Consider the following 19,382-nt stretch of genomic DNA (forward strand, 5'->3'; position numbering starts at 1 on the left):
CGGGGCCCTCCGGACTCCTGGACGCCGGCCACCCCGAGCAGCCGCAGCCGCGCGTACGTCTCACCGGGCGGTCAGAGGATGTCGCCGTCGCGCCAGTCGAAGAGGAGCGCGCCCGCATGCGGGTCCGGACCACCGCGTACGTACGTGCCGCCTTCCTCGTCCGGCAGGGGCAGCGGGCCCCGGGGGCCGAGGGCCGAGATCCCGCCGGTCCAGACGTCCCAGCCCCGGGACGCGTACAGGCCGGCTCCCGACTCGGACGCGGAAAGCGCCCCGAAGGCGTACGCCCGGTCGACGACGTCCTCCAGCGCGGCCATCACCCGGCCACCGAGCCCCTCGCGCCGCCGGTCGGCGCGGACGGCCACTCCCTCGACGTACCCGACGCGGTAGGAGCGGCCCGCCTGCACCACCCGCCGCTGGACCACGGCGCCGTGGGCGAGGAGGTCACCGCCTTCCCCGCGTACGAGCACGTGGACCCCGCCCAGGGTGTGGTCCCAGTCCTCGTCGCCGAATTCCCCGTCGAAGGCCGTGTCCAGGAACGCCCGGATGCCGCCGAGGAGGGACGGGGTCAGCTCGTAAGTGTGTGCGGTGCGGAGCCCGGCCGGAGGGGTCATGGGTCCCAGCCTGCCAGGACGCCCCCTGTCCGGCGGTTCCGCCGGACAGGGGGCGCAGAGGGGCCGGCTGAGAGGTCAGTACACCGTGACGCCGTAGGCGGCCAGCGCCTCCTTGACCGGCTGGTGGATCGCGGAGCCGCTCGTGCCGGTGCAGCCGGAGCTGCCCGAGTGGATACCGAGGGCCACGGAGCCGGCGAAGTGCGCGCCGCCGCTGTCGCCGCCGGCCGAGCAGGCGGTGGTGCGGACCATGCCGTACACGGGGCCGTCACCGTAGTTCACGGTCACGTTGACCGCGGTGACGGTGCCGCTGGTCACCTTGGTGGTGGAGCCGCTCTTTTTGATGGCCTGGCCCACCACCGCGTCGGCCGCGGAGGCGATGTCCTGGAAGCTGCCGTTGTGGAGGTTGACGTTTCCGGCGGGCGCGGAGCCGTCGGTGTAGCGGACGATGCCGTAGTCGTTGGTCGGGAAGCTCGTGCCCTCCCGGACGCCGATCACCGCTCCGCCCGACGTCGCGGACCAGTTGGCGGAGATGTTGGTGCAGTGGCCCGCGGTCACGAAGTAGCGGGCGCTGTTCTTCGTGACGTTGAAGGCAGCCGAGCAGCGGCTCCCGCCGCCGTAGATGGCGCTGCCGCCGGCGACCTCGCGGTGGAAGACGCCAGGCACCCTGGCGATACGGACGGCTCCGTCGAGCCGGTTCGCGACGGCCTTGACGCGCGCCATCTCCCGTGCGGAGACCGACTCGTCGGCCTCCACGGCGACCTGGTTGGTCCGGGGGTCGATGCCCCAGGAGGTGCCGGTGATCTTCGCACCGGCCTCCAGTGCATCCACGGCGGCTTCGAGGTCCGCCGCGCTGCGTGTCACCCGGCGCACGGTGGCCCCGGCGGCACGGGCCTGTTCGGCGGCGCGGTCGCTGGTGACCGTGACGACGAGGCCGCCGGTTTTCGCGTCGAGGTAGCTGCCCGCGCTGTCCGCGCCGAGCTGCCGTTCGAGCGTGGCGTCCATCGCGTACGCGGCCGGAGCGGGGGTGGCGCTCGCGGCGGGAACGGCCTCGGCCCCGGCGGGGGTCGCGCCGAGGCCGAGGGTCGCGCCGACGAGCAGGGAAACGCCGATGCGCGCACGAAGGGTGCGTCTCATGGGGGGAGCTCCTTCTCGGATGACGTGTGGGGACGTACGTACCGAGCAAGGAATTTGACATGCCCATTACCTATGCCGCAAGGGTGCGTGGCCTGATCCGGCGGTCATGGCGTCCTGGGCGCACATGGAAACCGCCCCCCGGCCGGCTGGGGGGCCGGACGGGGGGCGGGACTCGGGGTGGGGCTGCCTGCGCGGCGCCCCGGGCGGGTCAGCCCTGGTGGGGGTAGGTGTAGTCGGTCGGCGGGACCAGCGTCTCCTTGATGGCGCGGGTCAGCGTCCAGCGCTGCAGGTTCTGCGGCGCGCCGGCCTTGTCGTTCGTGCCCGAGGCACGGCCGCCGCCGAAGGGCTGCTGGCCGACGACGGCGCCGGTCGACTTGTCGTTGATGTAGAAGTTGCCCGCGGCGTACCGCAGCTTCTCCATCGTGTGGGCCGCGGCGGCACGGTCGTTGGAGATGACCGCACCCGTCAGCGCGTAGTCCGAGGCGGACTCCATCTGCTCCAGCATGGCGTCGTAGTTCTCGTCCTCGTACACGTGGACCGCGAGGATCGGGCCGAAGTACTCGGTCGTGAAGACCTCGTTCTCCGGGTCGGTGCAGGCGATGACGGTCGGGCGGACGAAGTAGCCGACCGAGTCGTCGTACGTACCGCCCGCGACGATCGTGCAGGTCGGGTCGGCCTCGGCACGGTCGATCGCGGCCTTGTTCTTGGCGAAGGAACGCTCGTCGATCACGGCGCCGATGAAGTTCGACAGGTCGGTGACGTCACCCATGGTGATGCCGTCGACCTCGGCCGCGAAGGCCTCCTTGAAACCGGAGTTCCAGATGGAGGCCGGGACGTACGCCCGCGAGGACGCCGAGCACTTCTGGCCCTGGTACTCGAACGAGCCACGCGTCAGCGCGGTCTTCAGAATCGCGTGGTCGGCGCTGGGGTGGGCGACGACGAAGTCCTTGCCGCCGGTCTCACCGACCAGACGCGGATACGTGCGGTACTTGGCGATGTTGTTGCCGACCGTCTTCCACAGGTGCTGGAAGGTCGGGGTCGAACCGGTGAAGTGGATGCCGGCCAGATCGCGGTGGTTCAGGGCCACCTCGGAGACGGCGATGCCGTCGCCGGTCACCAGGTTGATGACGCCCTTCGGCAGACCGGCCTCCTCCAGGAGCTGCATCAGCAGCACGGCGGCGTGGGTCTGCGTGGGGGACGGCTTCCAGACCACCACGTTGCCCATGAGGGCGGGGGCGGTGGGCAGGTTGCCCGCGATGGCCGTGAAGTTGAACGGCGTGATCGCGTAGACGAAGCCCTCAAGCGGGCGGTGGTCCATGCGGTTCCACACGCCCGGCGAGTTGGCCGGGGGCTGCTCGGCGAGGATCTGGCGCGCGTAGTGCACGTTGAAGCGCCAGAAGTCGACGAGTTCACAGGGGGTGTCGATCTCGGCCTGCTGCGCGGTCTTCGACTGGCCGAGCATCGTGGAGGCGGCCAGCGTCTCGCGCCACGGACCGGCGAGGAGCTCCGCCGCACGCAGGATGATCGCGGCGCGGTCGTCGAAGGCCATCGCGCGCCACGCCGGGGCGGCGGCGAGGGCGGCGTCGATCGCGTCCTGCGCGTCCTGCTCCGTGGCACCGGCGAAGGTACCGATGACGGCCTGGTGGTTGTGCGGCTGTACGACGTCGAAGCGCTCGCCGCCGCCCATCCGCTTCTCGCCGCCGATGGTCATCGGCAGGTCGATCGGGTTCTCGGCGAGCTCCTTGAGCTTCACTTCGAGGCGGAGGCGCTCGGGCGATCCGGGGGCGTAGGAACGGACCGGCTCGTTGACCGGCGCGGGGACCTGGGTGACAGCGTCCATGAGTGCCTTGTCTCCTAGTGTCAGAGGGGGTGTGGGTCAGCCGGGCAGGTCAGCCCTTGGTGAGGATGGAACGGCCGAAGAACAGGAGGTTGGCCGGCTTCTCCGCGAGGCGGCGCATGAAGTAGCCGTACCAGTCGGTGCCGTACGCCGTGTAGACGCGCATACGGTGGCCCTCGGCCGCGAGCCGGATCTGCTCGTCGCTGCGGATGCCGTACAGCATCTGGAACTCGTACTCGTCCAGTTTGCGCCCTGCCTTGCGGGCGAGCTCCTGGGTGATCGCGATCAGACGGGGGTCGTGGGACCCGATCATCGGGTAGCCCTCGCCGTCCATCAGGATCTTGATGATGCGGACGAACGCCTTGTCGATCTCGGCCTTGTCCTGGTACGCCACGGAGGCGGGCTCCTTGTAGGCGCCCTTCACGATGCGGACGCGGCTGCCGGCGGCGGCCAGGCGGCGGGCGTCGTCCTCGGTGCGGAACAGGTACGCCTGGATGACGCAGCCGGTCTGCGGGAAGTCCTTCCGCAGCTCCTCGTGGATGGCGAACATCGAGTCGAGGGTGGTGTGGTCCTCGGCGTCCAGCGTGACCGTGGTGCCGATCGTGGCGGCGGCCTCGACGACGGGGCGCACGTTGGCGAGGGCCAGCTCGTGGCCCCCGTCCAGCGCCTGGCCGAACATCGAGAGCTTGACGGACATCTCGGCCCTGGTTCCGAGGCCGAGCTCCTTGAGCCGGCCGATCAGCTCCAGGTAGGCGTCGCGAGCGGCGGCGGCCTGCTCGGGCGTGGTGATGTCCTCGCCCACGACGTCGAGGGTGACCTCCAGGCCCTTGCCTGTGGCGTCCTTGACGATCGGGACGACCTGCTCGACGGTCTCACCGGCGATGAACCGGTCGACGACCTGCTTCGTGCCCGGCGCTGCCGAGATGAAACGACGCATCTTGTCGCTGCGTGACGCGGCGAGAATCACGGGACCCAGCACGGGGCACCTCCACGGAATGAACGAACGAGGCTGTAGAGGTACGAAGTGACACGGACCGGTACAGCACGGAGAACCACCGTGAAATCTAAGGATCTCTCCGATCCTGTGCCATCGACACCTGTCACGCATCTGAGGCCGCGACCTCAGACATATGTCTGAGGGAGTGCGAGAATGAGGGAGTGAAGGGCGATTACCAGGAGCTGGTCGACGAGATCTCCGCACTGCTCGGCGCTCCGGCGACCCTGGAGAACCGGGACTTCGGTCTGGTCGCCTTCGGGGCCCACAACAGCGACGACGACACGGAGATGGACCCGGTCCGCACCCGGTCGATCCTGACCCGGCGCTCCACCCCGGCCGTCCGCGCCTGGTTCGAGGGCTTCGGCATCGCCCGCGCCACCGGCCCCGTCCGCATTCCGGCCGCCCCGGAAGCCGGTGTCTTCCGCGGCCGGATCTGCCTCCCGGTACGCCATCGGGGTGTCGTGCTCGGTTACGTGTGGCTGCTCGACGCGGACCCGGGCCCGACCGACGAACAGCTGACAGCGGCGATGGACGCGGCGTCCCGGATCGGGGCACTGCTCTCCGACGAGGCGCGCGCGGGCACGGACCTGTCCCGCGAGTTCGGCGCGGTCCTCACCGCGGGACGCGGCTGGCAGCGCGACATGGCGGTGGCCGCGCTGCGTGAGGCGCTCGGCCCGGACGCGGACGGGCTGCACACGGTGGTGTGCGTGAGCCCCTGGGCCGATGAGTCCCCATCCGTACGTACGGTGCCGTCGGCGGCAGCCCTGTCCACGGTCGCGAACCCGGCGGGGGGTGCCCCCTCGGGGGGCGCGCCTTCGCCGGAGCCGGATTCCGCGTCGGGCACGGTGGCGGGCACCGTGTCGCTGGCCGCGCTGGTCAGGCTGCGCTCGTCCGACGTCCTGGACCCCGCGACGGCTGCCGCGGAGCGGCTGCGCTCCGCGGCGGGTGCGGCGGCCACCGCCGGAATCGCGGTGCCGCGCCGCGGCCTGGCCGAGCTCGCCGTCTCCTGGCACGAGGCGGTGTCCGCCTCCCGCGCGGCCACGGCCGAGACCCGCTTCGGTATGACCGCCGACTGGCGGGCCATCGGCCCGTACCGGCTGCTCACCTCGCTCCCCCGGCCCGCGGACTCCGTCCCGGACCCTGCGGTGCGCACCCTGCTCACCCCGCCGCACGGCGAACTGGCCCGCACCGCCGAGGTGTTCCTCGACTGCGCGGGCCAGGCCGGCCGGACGGCGGCCGAGCTGGGCATCCACCGTCAGACGCTCTACTACCGGCTCTCCCGCGTGCACCAGCTCACGGGGCTCGATCTGAACGACGGCGAGGACCGGCTGCTGCTGCACATGGCCCTGAAGGCGGCACGGCTCTAGCGGGCCCCGGGCCGGCGCCCGGCTGTCTGCCGGCTAGGCGTCTTCCGCCGGCAGTTCGACGATCGGCCGGTCGCTGACCGTGGCCGTCATGACCACGGGCGCGTCCCCGTCGCTGTGTCCGGCGCCCACCGCCACCCACCGCCGCACGGCCTCGGGTCCCTCGACGGTCACCGGCCCCCAGACCGTCAGGTCGCCGTAGCAGTCCTGTGCCAGCAGCGCGTCGAACAGTGGCGGCAACGGTGCTCCCCGCTGCTTACGGAACAGCGGCACATGCATGGCCACCCTGCGGTGGCCGCCCCAACGGCCGTCCAACTCCCGCACCAGCAGCGCGAGATGGGCTTCGGCTGCGCCCACGGCCTCGTTCCATTCGGGCTCGTACAGCCCGGTCAGCGCTTCGCCCTCCCACAGCGGCAGGACCCGGAAGCCCTCACCGCGGGTCGTGGTCCACTCCCCCGTGGCCGGATCACCCACGGCCACCGTCGGCCCGGCCGCCGGGACCTGCCCGGCCAGCAGCGCGTCGATGTCGGCGACCGCGCGTCCGACGTCGAACTCCTCCCCCGCCCTGGCGGTCACAGCGCGGCCCGGTCCATCGGGCGCGGCAGCGCCTGGAGCGCCCCCGCCTCGCGCAGCCGCAGGTTGGCCCGGAGCACCGTCTCGGCGTCGCCGGGCCCGGCGATCTCCAGGAGCACGCCCTGGGAGCCCACCTGCTTGCGGGCGGCCGTGAGGTCGTCGGGCAGCAGGGCGGCGCGGGCCGAGGAGAGGTAGCCGGCCCAGCCGACGGACGGCTCGTCGGGGGTGAACCCCCCGTCGTCCTCCAGGGCGTCGAGCACGTCGTCGTCGCTCACGCCTCCGAAGTCCGCCTCCCACACCTCGGCGACGGCCGTCAGCAGTGCGACGTCGGGCACCTTCGCGCCTTCCGGCGACCGGATGCCGATGACGACCGCCTGGAGCAGGTACTCCGACGTGCCGCCGCCCCGACCGCTGACCTCCACCTTCCACCCGGGCGCACCCGCCGCCACGAACTGCGTACTGGTGCCCGTGCGGTCCGACCAGCCGTCCGCGGCCTGCGCCGCGCGGACTGCGGCGAGGAGGGAGTCCTCGTCCGGCCGCAGGGCGGTGGCGGGCCCGGAGCCGGGCACGTTCCGCCAGGGTCCGTCGCCTCCCGTGCCGGCGCAGGCCTCGGGCAGCAGCCCGCCCAGCCGGTCGAGCGTCTGCTTCCAGCGTCGGGCCAGCGCCTCCGCCGACTCCTGCCTGGGACCCCAGAATCCCCGCACCACACGCCGCATGTCCTGCCTCCGTACCTCGTGCCGCTCTCTTCCTCAGGTCCAGCCGCTGTCACCCTAGGGTGTGCCGTTACCCGTCACGCTCGATCCGATTCCCGACGCATCCGCGAAACCTCGTGCCGGGGAGCGCCTTCAGGACTTCTTCGGGCCCGCGATCTTGTTCTGCGGGGTGGGTATGACCGTGATCGGCAGCCCCGCGTCCCGGAAGGCCTTGCGCGCGGCCTTGGCCACCTCCGGGTTGGAGAAGTGCCACTCGATGGCCCGGCCGCCCGAGGCGTCGACCTGGCGCTGTGCCTCGTCGACGAACTTCTTGCGGCCCGACTCGGTGAGCGTGCCGGGATCGTTCTTGGACAGATAGCTGTCGTAACCGTTCTTCGCTTCGAGGAACGTCTGCCGGCCGGAGTCCCAGCCGTCGTACTCCACGGCGGGCACACCTTCGTCGGGATGCGGCACGACGTACTCGCTGCCCCGGTTGGTGCCGGTGATCTGCTCCTGGTAGCGGAGCCAGGACTCGTTCTTCCAGTTGGGCGGCGGGTTGCGGTCGCGGCCGGCCCAGTAGCCGTCACCGAGGTCGGCGTCGCCCAGGGTGGGCGTGTCGAGGTCGTCGGCCCAGTCCGGCGGGTTGTAGTTGCGGGGATCCGACGTGTCGTTGGGATCGGGGTCCGGGTACTTCTTCTTGTCGAGTTCGGCCTGGCGCGCACGCTCGGGCTCCTCGGCCCGCTTCTGTTCGAGGTGGGCCGCCCGCTCCTGGTCGCGGGCCTCCTTCGCCTTGGCCTTGGCCGCCTCGTCGCAGCCGCTCTCGGCGAGGATCACCCGGTCGGGCGGTCCCGACGCGAGTACGCCGGTGCCGGAGCCGGCGACTCCGCCGGTGCCGCCGTAGTGCACCCCGGGGCCGAAGGCGATGGTGCAGCCGGTCCTCCGCGCCGCGTCCTCGGCCGCGTCCGCCGCCTCGTCGGCCTGCTCGGCGGCCTCCCGGACCCCGTCGATGTCGCCTGCCTCGGCGGCCTTGCGGGCCCGGCGGGCGGCGTCGCCCGCGTCGGCGGCGGCCTCGGCCACCTCGTCCGCGACCCTGCCGATCTTGCCGAGTGCGCCGACCTTGCCGATGACCTTCGCGACGTCGTAGCCGGGGATGAACATCGAGCCGACGTTCCAGATCACGTCGGTGACGGCCCGGGTCTTCTCCCCGTTGTTCCAGCGGTCCCGTACCTCGTCGCCGACGAAGATGTCGTCGCCGACCTTGATCACGGTGTTGAGCGACGCCCCGCCCCAGTCACCGAGCGCTCCGAGGTAGTCGCCGTCGCCCCACTTGTCCGCGGCGTCCTTGGAGTCCTCCACCCACTGGTCACCCAGCTGCCGGCCGTAGTCGGCGATGCCTGACCAGGTCTCGGGCTTGAACAGGTCGATGATGCCGGTGATGTCGCCCCAGATGCCGTCAACGAACACACCCTTGACGACCTGCGTGGTGCGGTCCCAGGCGCAGCCGAAGAAGCCCCAGCCGCCGCAGTCCTCCTCCTCCGCCTTTTCCTCGCCGTCGTCGCCCCCGTCACCCTCGTCCGCCGCCGGGATGTCGTCGTACGTCGCCTCGGGCTCGTCGCTGGTCTCGGGGTAGGTGTCGTCGCCCTCGGCCCCGCCGGGCCCGCCCGTCGTATCGCCGCCGCCGGGCCCGCCCGTCGTATCGCCGCCGGGGCCACCGTCGGCGCCACCTGTGCCGGTGGCACCTCCCGCACCGGTCGAACCTCCCGCACCGGCACCGCCCGTGGCCCCGGTGCCGCCGGACGCCCCGTCAGCGCCCCCGGCCCCCGTGGCCCCGCCGTCGGCGCCCCCCGCGCCGGAACCGGAACCCGATCCGGAACCCGATCCGGAGCCGGAGCCGGATCCCGAACCGGTCCCGCCCGTCACCGTCGAGCCCTCGTCGGCGCCCCCCGTGACGCCGCCGTCCTGGCCCTGGCCCGCCTCCACCGTGTTGCCGCCGTCGCCGCCCGCCGGGCACGCCGTGCCCGTGACCGAGCAGATCGCCGACCGGAAGCCGTCCGCCATGGAACCGCCGACGCCCGTGACCAGCAGGGCCACCACGATGGCGGCGACCAGCATGACCAGCCCGACGTACTCCACCGCCGACTGCCCGCGGTCGCGCCGCCAGGTGATCATGTGCGGGAGGGAGAACTCCGGTTTGTCCTCACGCTCGCGCACCGGCAGCCGGAACCACTCCCGGCTCTGCGGCCGGCTGAGGAAGACCAGGATCAGTACCGGCAGGAACAGCTGCGTGAAGCCGTGCACCGACCCGTCGGCGATGTTGCCGATGCCGCCGAGCAGCAGCCACACCTGAACGGCGAGCAGACCCCACCAGACACGCCGGCCACCGCTCCAGGCCCGCCGCGCGAGCAGCCAGCCGGCCACCCCCGGCAGCGCCGCGTACACGAGGATCCCGAGGAGCCGGGCACCCATCGCGTCGGCGGCCAGCGCGGACCCGAGCAGGCCGAACCCGCCCAGAGCCGTCGCAGCGAGGAGGACGTGGACCAGCAGGCGGGCCGCGCCCAGCGCACGCGGCATCTCGCGCAGCCCCGACCCCGGCGCGGGGAGGGCCCCGCCGGGTATGCCACCGATGGCAGACATGCCTGACCCCAACCAGTGCAGCAGGTAAGCGAAATGAGGAACCCTCACGCTAGGCCCGGACACGGCACGGAGTCGTGGGCCCCAGGGCCCAACCAGGGGCCCACAACCGCCGGGCCACGGCAGAGCGGGGACCTGGGAGCGGCGACCACCTCAGGCGCACATATCGCTGGCGCGCGGGACCTCGGTCGGCGAGGCTGGGCACATGCTGCTTCCGCCGGGCCACGAGAAGGCCGAACTGATCGAGGTCGTGCGCATCACCGACCCGACGAGGCACCTCGGCTCGCACGACCTGACCGGCGAGGAGGTCGCCCTCTGGGCGGCGCCTCAGGTCGAGCGGATCGTGGGACTGATCAGGTCACTGCCGGGCAGCGAACTGCATCGCTGTTTCGTCCCGGGCTGGGGCATCCGGATGCACAGCGGGAGCGACCACCTCTTACAGATCGCCTTCTGCTTCCGCTGCCACGGCGCCCGCGTGTGGGGACCCATCGTTCCCGCCGGCCGGAAGGCGATCAGCGGCTTCGACCCGGACAGCCCTCCTGGCAGGGAACTACTGGAAGCGTTCCGCGACGCCGGGCGGGGGAAGCGGACAGGCGCCTGACACGACGGACAGCGCCCCGGGCCGTGACGGGCCTGGGCGATCCGGCCCGCGCGTACGGCTTTCAGACCGCCCGTCAGGTCCCGCGCGGAAGGGGCGGACCCGCTGCCGGTCATCCACCGGACCGTCACGCCGCCCCGGGCAGATCCCTCGCGCTCTCCCGTAAACGCCACGTACCCGGCATGTAGACGCCCGTGCCGGACGAGTGTCTACATGCCGGGTACGTGGCCCGAGCTGCGGAGGATCAGTCGGTGAGGTTCACCGAACGGGCCGAGGCGGCACCGATCTCCTCGGCGATGTCGGTCAGCACCGACTGCGGAACGGTGTCGTCGACGGTGAGGACGACCAGCGCCTCGCCGCCCACGTCCGCCCGCGAGACCTGCATACCCGCGATGTTGAGTCCGGCCTCACCGAGGATGCGGCCGACCGCGCCGACGACACCCGGACGGTCCTGGTAACGGAGCACGACCATGTGGTCGGCGAGCGCCAGGTCGACGTCGTAGTCGCCGATGGCCACGATCTTCTGGAGGTGCTTGGGTCCGGCCAGCGTGCCGGAGACCGCGACCTCCTCGCCGCTCGACAGCGTGCCGCGGACGGTCACCACGTTGCGGTGGTCCGGCGACTCGGAGCTGGTGGTGAGGCGCACCTCGACACCACGCTCCTGAGCGAAGAGCGGGGCGTTGACGTAGCTCACGGTCTCGTCGACGACGTCCTCGAACACGCCCTTGAGCGCGGAGAGTTCGAGCACCTTCACGTCGTGCTGCGTGATCTCGCCGTACACCTCGACGTCGAGGCGGGCCGCGACCTCGCCCGCGAGAGCGGTGAAGATCCGGCCGAGCTTCTCGGCGAGCGGCAGTCCGGGACGGACGTCCTCGGCGATGACACCGCCCTGGACGTTGACCGCGTCCGGTACGAGCTCGCCGGCGAGTGCCAGGCGTACGGACTTGGCGACCGCGATGCCCGCCTTCTCCTGGGCCTCGTCGGTGGAGGCACCGAGGTGCGGGGTGCAGACCACCTGGTCGAACTGGAACAGCGGGGAGTCCGTGCAGGGCTCCTTCGTGTACACGTCCAGACCTGCGCCGGCGACACGGCCCTCCTTGAGGGCGGAGGCGAGCGCCTCCTCGTCGACGATGCCGCCGCGGGCGGCGTTGACGATGCGCACGGAGGGCTTCACCTTGTGCAGCGCCTCGTCACCGATGAGACCGAGCGTCTCCGGCGTCTTGGGGAGGTGCACCGTGATGAAGTCGGCGACCTCGAGGAGCTCGTCGAGGGTGAGGAGCTTGACGCCCATCTGCGCGGCGCGTGCCGGCTGCACATAGGGGTCGTACGCGACGATCTTCATGCCGAAGGCCGACATGCGCTGCGCGACGAGGACACCGATGCGGCCGAGGCCGACGACGCCGAGGACCTTCTCGCTGAGCTCGACGCCCGTGTACTTGGAGCGCTTCCACTCGCCGTTCTTCAGGGCGGTGTTGGCCTGCGGGATGTTACGCGCCGTGGCGACGAGCAGACCGCACGCGAGTTCGGCGGCGGTGACGATGTTGGAGGTCGGTGCGTTGACGACCATCACGCCGGCCTTGGTGGCCGCGGAGACGTCGACGTTGTCCAGACCGACACCGGCGCGGGCGACGACCCGCAGCTTCTTGGCCGCGGCGATGGCTTCGGCGTCGACCTTGGTCGCGGAGCGCACCAGGATGGCGTCGACATCGGCGATCGCGGGGAGGAGTACGGCGCGGTCCGCGCCGTTGCAGTGCCGGATCTCGAAATCCGGACCCAGAGCGTCGACCGTTGCGGGCGACAGCTCTTCAGCGATGAGTACGACAGGTTTCGAGCTCACGAGAGTCCTCACATGTCCAGTGCGGACGGCCGTCCCGACGGCCGCAGGCGGTGGAGGGGCTAGCCGCGTGGAGACGCACGACACTGTGGGCCCTGACGCGTGTATGTGTTGAGAAGTGTAGTCATGCGACGGCGCACCTAATGCGCCCCGATGGAAGGATCACCCACACGAGGGTGGACGACTTGTACACACATTCGATGCAGCCGCTTCCACCTCCGCTGTCCGCAGTGACACGGGAGCCGGGGCGGGCGGTGTGCCGAGGGGGCGGGCCATGGGCCCGCCCCCTCGGCGGAGGACTTACGCGTCCTCGTCGTTCACCCAGCTCATGAGCTTGCGCAGCTCACGGCCCGTGGTCTCCAGCAGGTGGTCGCTGTCGGCCTTCTTGTACTCGTTGTACTTGGGCAGACCGTTGTGGTACTCGGCCATCCAGGCGTTGGCGAAGGTGCCGTCCTGGATCTCGGTGAGGACCTTCTTCATCTCGGCCTTGGTGGCGTCCGTGATGATCCGCGGGCCGGTGACGTAGTCGCCCCACTCGGCGGTCTCCGAGATGGACCAGCGCATCTTCTCCAGGCCGCCCTCGTACATGAGGTCCACGATGAGCTTCAGCTCGTGGAGGCACTCGAAGTAGGCGATCTCCGGCTGGTAGCCGGCCTCGGTCAGGGTCTCGAAACCGGCCTTGACCAGGGCGGCGGTGCCACCGCAGAGGACGGCCTGCTCACCGAACAGGTCGGTCTCGGTCTCCTCGGTGAAGGTCGTCTTGATGACGCCGGCGCGGGTGCCGCCGATGCCCTTCGCGTACGAGAGGGCGAGGGCCAGGCCCTTGCCGGTGGCGTCCTGCTCGACGGCCACGATGCACGGGACGCCGCGGCCCTCCTCGTACTGGCGGCGCACCAGGTGACCCGGGCCCTTGGGGGCGACCATGCAGACGTCGACGTTGGCCGGCGGCTTGATGAAGCCGAAGCGGATGTTCAGTCCGTGGCCGAAGAAGAGCGCGTCGCCGTCCTTGAGGTTGTCCTTGACGGACTCCTCGTAGACCTGCGCCTGGATCGGGTCCGGGACGAGGATCATGATGACGTCGGCCTCGGCGGCGGCCTCGGAAGGCGTCACCACGCGCAGGCCCTGCTCCTCGGCCTTGGCCTTGGACTTCGAGCCCTCGTGCAGACCGACGCGGACGTCGACGCCGGAGTCACGCAGCGACAGCGCGTGGGCGTGGCCCTGGCTGCCGTAACCGAGAACCGCGACCTTGCGGCCCTGGATGATGGACAGGTCGGCATCGTCGTCGTAGAACAGCTCGGCCACTGGGTCTTCTCCTTGGTGTGCAGGTGTTGCGTCCCACCGTACGGCGGGGTGCGTCGATTACGTTGTCGGGTCTCGCCATGCGAGCGGCGGGGCGGCGGCGGACCGCCGGTTCCTACGCCGAGCGGTCGAGCGCGCGCAGGGAGCGGTCGGTGATCGACCGTGAGCCCCGCCCTATGGCGATGGTGCCGGACTGGACGAGCTCCTTGATGCCGAACTGCTCCAGCATCTTGAGCATGGCCTCCAGCTTGTCGGCTCCTCCTGTCGCCTCGATCGTGACGGCCTCGGGGGAGACGTCCACGGTCTTGGCGCGGAACAGCGAGACGATCTCGACGATCTGGGAGCGGGTCTCGTTGTCGGCGCGGACCTTCACCAGGACGAGCTCGCGCTGGATCGCAGCGCTGGGCTCGAGTTCGACGATCTTCAGGACGTTGACCAGCTTGTTCAGCTGCTTGGTCACCTGCTCCAGGGGCAGGTCCTCGACACTCACCACGATGGTGATGCGGGAGATGTCGGGGTGCTCGGTGGTACCGACCGCGAGTGAGTCGATATTGAAGCCGCGCCGGGAGAACAGAGCCGTGATCCGGGCGAGGACACCCGGCTTGTTCTCGACCAGGACGGAGAGTGTGTGCTTGGTGGACATGAAGTCGGTCTCTCTCTGTCTCTCAGTCGTCTTCGTTGTCGCCGAAGTCGGGGCGGACACCGCGGGCGGCCATGACCTCGTCGTTGGAGGTGCCGGCGGCGACCATCGGGTACACCATGGCGTCCTCGTGGACGATGAAGTCGATCACGACGGGGCGGTCGTTGATGGAGTTGGCCTCTTCGATGACCTTGTCCAGGTCGGCGGGGTCCTCGCAGCGGATCGCGTAGCAGCCCATGGCCTCGGACAGCTTGACGAAGTCCGGCACCCGGGTGCCCTTCGCCGGAGCGCCGTCGGTGTCGGCGCCGGAGTGCAGCACGGTGTTGGAGTACCGCTGGTTGTAGAAGAGGGTCTGCCACTGGCGGACCATCCCGAGCGCGCCGTTGTTGATGATCGCGACCTTGATCGGGATGTTGTTGAGCGCGCAGGTGGTGAGTTCCTGGTTGGTCATCTGGAAGCAGCCGTCGCCGTCGATCGCCCAGACCGTGCGCTCCGGCCTGCCCGCCTTGGCGCCCATCGCCGCCGGGACCGCGTATCCCATGGTTCCGGCGCCGCCGCTGTTCAGCCAGGTGGCGGGCTTCTCGTAGTCGATGAAGTGGGCGGCCCACATCTGGTGCTGGCCGACGCCCGCCGCGAAGATCGTGCCCTCGGGGGCGAGCTGGCCGACCCGCTGGATGACCTGCTGCGGGGAGAGACTGCCGTCCTCCGGCAGGTCGTATCCGAGCGGGTACGTGTCGCGCCAGCGGTTGAGGTCCTTCCACCAGGCCTCGTAGTCGCCCGTGTTGCCCTCGGTGTGCTCGGCCTGGACGGCCTGGACGAGGTCGGCCAGGACCTCGCGGGCGTCCCCGACGATCGGGACGTCGGCTGCGCGGTTCTTGCCGATCTCGGCCGGGTCGATGTCGGCGTGGACGATCTTCGCGAACGGCGCAAAGCTGTCCAGCTTGCCGGTGACACGGTCGTCGAAGCGGGCTCCGAGGGCGACGATCAGGTCGGCCTTCTGCAGCGCGGTGACGGCGGTGACCGCACCGTGCATACCCGGCATCCCCACGTGCAGCGGGTGGCTGTCGGGGAATGCGCCGAGCGCCATCAGTGTGGTGGTGACGGGCGCTCCGGTGAGCTCGGCGAGGACCTTCAGCTCGCCGCTGGCCCCCGCCTTGATGACGCCGCCGCCGACGTACAGCACGGGGCGCTTCGCCTGCGTGATGAGTTTGGCGGCCTCGCGGATCTGCTTGGCGTGCGGCTTGGTGACGGGCCGGTAGCCGGGCAGGTCCTGGGTGGGCGGCCAGCTGAAGGTGGTCCGCGCCTGGAGTGCGTCCTTGGCGATGTCGACGAGGACCGGGCCGGGGCGGCCGGTGGACGCGATGTGGAACGCCTCGGCGATGGTGTGCGGGATGTCCTCGGCCTTGGTGACCAGGAAGTTGTGCTTCGTGATCGGCATCGTGATGCCGCAGATGTCGGCTTCCTGGAAGGCGTCCGTGCCGATCGCCTTGGAGGCGACCTGGCCGGTGATCGCGACCAGCGGCACCGAGTCCATGTGCGCGTCGGCGATCGGCGTGACGAGGTTGGTCGCCCCTGGTCCCGAGGTGACCATGCAGACACCGACCTTGCCGGTCGCCTGTGCGTAACCGGTGGCGGCGTGGCCGGCCCCCTGCTCGTGACGGACCAGGATGTGGCGGACCCGGGTGGAGTCCATCAGCGGGTCGTACGCCGGGAGGATACAACCGCCTGGGAGGCCGAATACGGTGTCGGCGCCGACTTCCTCGAGAGAACGGATGAGGGACTGCGCGCCCGTGAGGTGCTCAACGGAGGCGGAGGACGGTCCGTTGTGACGGGCCCGCGGCTGCGGGTGGTGGGCCCCGGTGGCCTGCTCGGTCATCGGCATTCTCTTCTCGAAGCTGAGGGTTTTTGCGGGGTTTTGGGAAGATCCGGTGCAACAAAAAACCCCCCGTGCCGTGAGGCAAGCGAGGGGAGCGCGCCGGTGCGGTCTGCAGAGTGTCGTCGAGGGACCCTGCTTCAGCCGACGCGCTTTCCAAGTACGAGAATTCGGGTGCGCATGGCATTGACCCTCTCTCCGGCACGCGTACGGTGTCAAGTAGGTGGGACGGGCGTCTCAGAATGTGAGCCGCTGAGCAGCGGGATCGAGCCGCCCGCCATGACGGGCTGAGCTGCCGGACTGCCTGGTACGGGGAACTCTCCCCGCACCAGGGCCCGCCGTAGCCGGTACTCGTCGAGCGGCCCGGAGAAGGCCATCCCCTGGCCGTGCGTACAGCCCATCGCGCGGAGCGCGAGGACCTGTTCCGGTACGTCGACGCCGTCGGCCACGGACTGCATCCCGAGGTCGCAGGCGATCCGCAGCAGACCGCTCGTGATCTTGTGCAGCCGGGCGGACTCCACCACCCCTTCGACGAGGCCCCGGTCCAGCTTCAGCACGTCGATGGGGAGCCTGCGCAGGGCGTTGATCGCCGCGTAGCCGCTGCCGAAGCCGTCCAGTGCGATCCGCACGCCCAGGCGGCGCAGCGCGACCAGCCGCTGCTCCAGGTCGTCGAAGGAGATCCGGGGGTCGCTGTCCGCGACCTCGATCATCAGGGCGCCGGACGGCAGCCCGTACCGGGTCAGGAGCGCCTCGATGGATCCGAAGGGCAGCGCCCGGTCGAGCAGCCGGCCTGCGGAGAGCCGTACGGAGACGGAGACCGGATGGCCGGCCCTCGCCCGGTCGGCAGCCTGCTCCACGGCCGCCTCCAGGAGCCAGCGGCCGAGCTCCGCCGTGCGGTCGCTGTCGTCGGAGACCCGGAGGAATTCGGCGGGGGTGAAGAGAATGCCCTGCGCCGAGCGCCAGCGCGCCTGCGCCGCGACGGCGGCGACGGTGCCGCTGGCCAGATGGACGACCGGCTGGTGCAGCAGGGCGAACTCGCCGTCCCGCAGGGCGGTACGCAGCCGGGCGGCCAGCTCCGAGCGGCGTACGACGTCGGCCTGCATCTGCGGGGCGTACAGCTCGACCCGGTCCTTGCCGCCCGCCTTGGCGCGGTACATGGCGAGGTCCGCGTTGCGCATGAGGTCGGTGGGGGTGATTGCGGGCTCCGCGAACGCGACGCCGATGGAGGCGGCCACCCTGACCTCGCTGGCCCCGATGCGGTACGGCTGGGAGAGCGTGAGGCGCAGCCGGTCGGCGATCTCGTGCACCTGGTACTCACGGGCGCCCTGGTCGCGGGTGCCGTCGCCGACGATGAGCGCGGCGAACTCGTCGCCGCCGAGACGGGCCGCGGTGTCCCCGGCCCGTACGGACTCGGCGAGGCGGCGGGCCGCCTGGATGAGGAGTTCGTCACCGGCCTGGTGCCCGATGGTGTCGTTGACCGCCTTGAAGCCGTCGAGGTCGATGAACAGGACGGCGGTGCCCGAGTCGCCCGAGCGCCGGCCGGCGAGTGCGCGGCGGACCCGGTCGGTGAACAGGGCGCGGTTGGGCAGGTCGGTGAGCGGATCGTGCTCGGCGTTGTGCTGCAACTGGGCCTGGAGCCTGACCCGCTCGGTCACGTCCCGGCTGTTCAGGAGCAGGCCGCCCTGGTGCCGGTTGACGGTCGACTCGACGTTGAGCCAGTCGCCGGTGCCCGACCTGAAGCGGCACTCGATGCGGGTGGTGGGCTCCTCGTGGGGCGGGGCGGCCAGGAAGCGCCGCAGCTCGTGGACGACCCGGCCGAGGTCCTCGGGGTGGATGATCGAGGCCAGCTCCGAGCCGACGAGATCGTCCGCCTCGCGCCCGTACACCCCGGCGGCCGCGGGACTGACGTAGCGCAGTATGCCGGTGGGGGCGGCGATCATGATGACGTCGCTCGACCCCTGCACCAGCGAGCGGAAGTGGTTCTCCTTCTGCGCCAGCTCCTGGGTGAGCGAGATGTTGTCGAGGAGCATGATGCCCTGCCGGACGACCAGGGCGAGCACGACCGTGCAGCCGGTGAAGATCACCACCCGGTCGACCCTGCGGCCCTCCACCACCGTGTACAGGATGCCCAGGGTGCAGACCGCCGCGGCCAGGTAGGGCGTCAGCGCGGCCAGCGAGCCCGCGATGGGGCGGCTGGTCGTACGCGTCGCCGTGGATCCGGGCCGCGCCGTTTCGGGTTCGCTGCGCCGGGCGCCCCAGGGGGCGTACGCGAGCAGGAGGGAACCGGTGAACCAGCCCGCGTCGAGCAACTGCCCGGAGTGGTACGTCGAGCGGAGCAGCGGCGAGGTGAACACCGTGTCGCACAGGACGGTGAGGGCGAGCGCGGCGACGGCCGTGTTCACCGCGGAGCGGTTGATGCTGGACCGCCGGAAGTGCAGGGCGAGCACCATGGAGACCAGCACGATGTCGAGCAGCGGATAGGCGAGGGAGAGAGCGGCCACGGCCACGCTCCCGCCCTCCACGTCGGCGACATGGGCCGTGTGGGCCAGGGCCAGGCTCCAGGAGAGCGTCAGCAGCGATCCACCGATCAGCCAGGAGTCCAGCGCCAGGCAGACCCAGCCGGCCCGGGTGACGGGGCGCTTGGCGAGGACCAGGAGCCCGACGATGGCGGGCGGTGCGAAGCAGAGGAAGAAGAGATCGGCGAGGGACGGCGAGGGCACCGGGAGGCCGAGCACCACCTCGTACCACCCCCAGACCGCGTTGCCGCAGGCGGCCATGAGGGAGGAGAGCGAGAACAGCAGCCAGGCGGGCCGGAACTCACTGGCGCCTGCCCGCGCGTAGAGGAAGCACGAGATCGCTGCGGCCAGGGCCGCGATGCTGAGTCCGAAATCACCCATGAAAAGGGCCACTTGCTCGGAGCCCCAGCCGACGGAGGCGCCGAGGGCGTATCCGGCGCAGACCGCGGCCAGGGCGATCCGGCCGCGCCGGCCCGAACTCTCGGCCGTGACCGACTGCCGGGAGAGCCGGGCCCCGACGGTGCTCACCGTAGAGCTCCCCGGGTCGCGTCCCGCACCCCCGGAGTCCGGCCCGCCGCTCGCCGTGGACGCGGGCGGGGCGGAGTCCTGTCCGGCGTCAGTACCGATGACTGCCATCGCCCGCCCTGCCGCGTCGGATCGTCTCTCCATTGGCCGCACATCGCCCGTCGCCCCCTCGCGTTCTACTTCCTCCCCCGCGTCGCCCCTTCCACGACGCAGCCCCCCGGTCTGGACGATACACCAGACCCGTCACTCAGGGACATA

Annotated in this window: 14 protein-coding genes; 2 read left to right on the forward strand and 12 right to left on the reverse strand. The window is 71.0% G+C overall.

The window, feature by feature from the left end; translation table 11 throughout:
* Positions 1–71: 71 nt before the first annotated feature.
* The 4 genes from AB0C82_RS00890 to AB0C82_RS00905 all read right to left on the reverse strand — a co-directional run bounded on the left by AB0C82_RS00890 (position 72) and on the right by AB0C82_RS00905 (position 4,561).
* Positions 72–611, reverse strand: a complete 540-nt coding sequence (locus AB0C82_RS00890; RefSeq protein WP_362834926.1) for a GNAT family N-acetyltransferase — start codon at positions 609–611, stop codon at positions 72–74.
* 75 nt (positions 612–686) lie between these two features.
* A complete protein-coding gene (locus AB0C82_RS00895) occupies positions 687–1,745 on the reverse strand; it encodes a S1 family peptidase (RefSeq protein WP_362834928.1) in 1,059 nt (352 codons plus the stop codon).
* A 208-nt stretch (positions 1,746–1,953) separates the two neighbouring features.
* Entirely contained in the window at positions 1,954–3,585 is a 1,632-nt protein-coding gene (pruA, locus tag AB0C82_RS00900; protein ID WP_362834930.1) for an L-glutamate gamma-semialdehyde dehydrogenase, read from the reverse strand.
* 49 nt (positions 3,586–3,634) lie between these two features.
* Positions 3,635–4,561 carry a proline dehydrogenase family protein gene (locus AB0C82_RS00905; RefSeq protein ID WP_362834932.1) on the reverse strand — a complete coding sequence of 309 codons (927 nt, stop codon included), beginning with the start codon at positions 4,559–4,561 and terminating at the stop codon, positions 3,635–3,637.
* Positions 4,562–4,740: 179 nt separating this feature from the next.
* Here AB0C82_RS00905 and AB0C82_RS00910 point away from each other — a divergent pair, with 179 nt between their 5' ends.
* Positions 4,741–5,946, forward strand: a complete 1,206-nt coding sequence (locus AB0C82_RS00910) for a helix-turn-helix domain-containing protein (RefSeq protein WP_362834934.1) — start codon at positions 4,741–4,743, stop codon at positions 5,944–5,946.
* Between the two features lie 33 nt (positions 5,947–5,979).
* On the opposite strand, the gene AB0C82_RS00915 is transcribed toward AB0C82_RS00910, so the two are convergent.
* From AB0C82_RS00915 to AB0C82_RS00925, 3 genes are all read right to left on the reverse strand, one after another.
* Positions 5,980–6,519 carry a hypothetical protein gene (locus AB0C82_RS00915; RefSeq protein ID WP_362834936.1) on the reverse strand — a complete coding sequence of 180 codons (540 nt, stop codon included), beginning with the start codon at positions 6,517–6,519 and terminating at the stop codon, positions 5,980–5,982.
* A complete protein-coding gene (locus AB0C82_RS00920) occupies positions 6,516–7,232 on the reverse strand; it encodes a hypothetical protein (protein ID WP_362834938.1) in 717 nt (238 codons plus the stop codon). The genes AB0C82_RS00915 and AB0C82_RS00920 overlap by 4 nt, the downstream gene beginning before the upstream one ends.
* Positions 7,233–7,361: 129 nt before the next feature.
* Positions 7,362–9,842 carry a Tox-REase-5 domain-containing protein gene (locus AB0C82_RS00925; RefSeq protein WP_362834940.1) on the reverse strand — a complete coding sequence of 827 codons (2,481 nt, stop codon included), beginning with the start codon at positions 9,840–9,842 and terminating at the stop codon, positions 7,362–7,364.
* A gap of 202 nt (positions 9,843–10,044) precedes the next feature.
* On the opposite strand from AB0C82_RS00925, the gene AB0C82_RS00930 reads away from it, so the two are divergent.
* Entirely contained in the window at positions 10,045–10,440 is a 396-nt protein-coding gene (locus tag AB0C82_RS00930) for a hypothetical protein (protein WP_362834942.1), read from the forward strand.
* Positions 10,441–10,681: 241 nt separating this feature from the next.
* On the opposite strand, the gene serA is transcribed toward AB0C82_RS00930, so the two are convergent.
* The 5 genes from serA to AB0C82_RS00955 form a co-directional block, all read right to left on the reverse strand.
* A complete protein-coding gene (gene serA, locus AB0C82_RS00935; protein WP_362834944.1) occupies positions 10,682–12,274 on the reverse strand; it encodes a phosphoglycerate dehydrogenase in 1,593 nt (530 codons plus the stop codon).
* 297 nt (positions 12,275–12,571) lie between these two features.
* Positions 12,572–13,573 carry a ketol-acid reductoisomerase gene (ilvC, locus tag AB0C82_RS00940; RefSeq protein ID WP_362834946.1) on the reverse strand — a complete coding sequence of 334 codons (1,002 nt, stop codon included), beginning with the start codon at positions 13,571–13,573 and terminating at the stop codon, positions 12,572–12,574.
* A gap of 112 nt (positions 13,574–13,685) precedes the next feature.
* Entirely contained in the window at positions 13,686–14,213 is a 528-nt protein-coding gene (gene ilvN, locus AB0C82_RS00945; protein ID WP_362834948.1) for an acetolactate synthase small subunit, read from the reverse strand.
* Between the two features lie 22 nt (positions 14,214–14,235).
* Positions 14,236–16,092, reverse strand: a complete 1,857-nt coding sequence (locus AB0C82_RS00950; protein ID WP_362834950.1) for an acetolactate synthase large subunit — start codon at positions 16,090–16,092, stop codon at positions 14,236–14,238.
* Between the two features lie 206 nt (positions 16,093–16,298).
* Complete coding sequence (locus AB0C82_RS00955; RefSeq protein ID WP_362834952.1) at positions 16,299–19,127, reverse strand: EAL domain-containing protein; 2,829 nt, start codon at positions 19,125–19,127, stop codon at positions 16,299–16,301.
* Positions 19,128–19,382 lie beyond the last annotated feature (255 nt).

It is taken from the genome of Streptomyces sp. NPDC048560 (assembly GCF_040650955.1).
Taxonomy (GTDB): domain Bacteria; phylum Actinomycetota; class Actinomycetes; order Streptomycetales; family Streptomycetaceae; genus Streptomyces.

Bases quoted from the DNA above. Each gene is read 5' to 3' on its own strand.
- AB0C82_RS00920 (WP_362834938.1), bottom strand. From the start codon at position 7,232: ATGCGGCGTGTGGTGCGGGGATTCTGGGGTCCCAGGCAGGAGTCGGCG.
- AB0C82_RS00890 (WP_362834926.1), bottom strand. From the start codon at position 611: ATGACCCCTCCGGCCGGGCTCCGCACCGCACACACTTACGAGCTGACC.
- pruA (WP_362834930.1), bottom strand. From the start codon at position 3,585: ATGGACGCTGTCACCCAGGTCCCCGCGCCGGTCAACGAGCCGGTCCGT.
- AB0C82_RS00895 (WP_362834928.1), bottom strand. From the start codon at position 1,745: ATGAGACGCACCCTTCGTGCGCGCATCGGCGTTTCCCTGCTCGTCGGC.
- AB0C82_RS00925 (WP_362834940.1), bottom strand. From the start codon at position 9,842: ATGTCTGCCATCGGTGGCATACCCGGCGGGGCCCTCCCCGCGCCGGGG.
- AB0C82_RS00930 (WP_362834942.1), top strand. From the start codon at position 10,045: ATGCTGCTTCCGCCGGGCCACGAGAAGGCCGAACTGATCGAGGTCGTG.
- ilvN (WP_362834948.1), bottom strand. From the start codon at position 14,213: ATGTCCACCAAGCACACACTCTCCGTCCTGGTCGAGAACAAGCCGGGT.
- AB0C82_RS00950 (WP_362834950.1), bottom strand. From the start codon at position 16,092: ATGCCGATGACCGAGCAGGCCACCGGGGCCCACCACCCGCAGCCGCGG.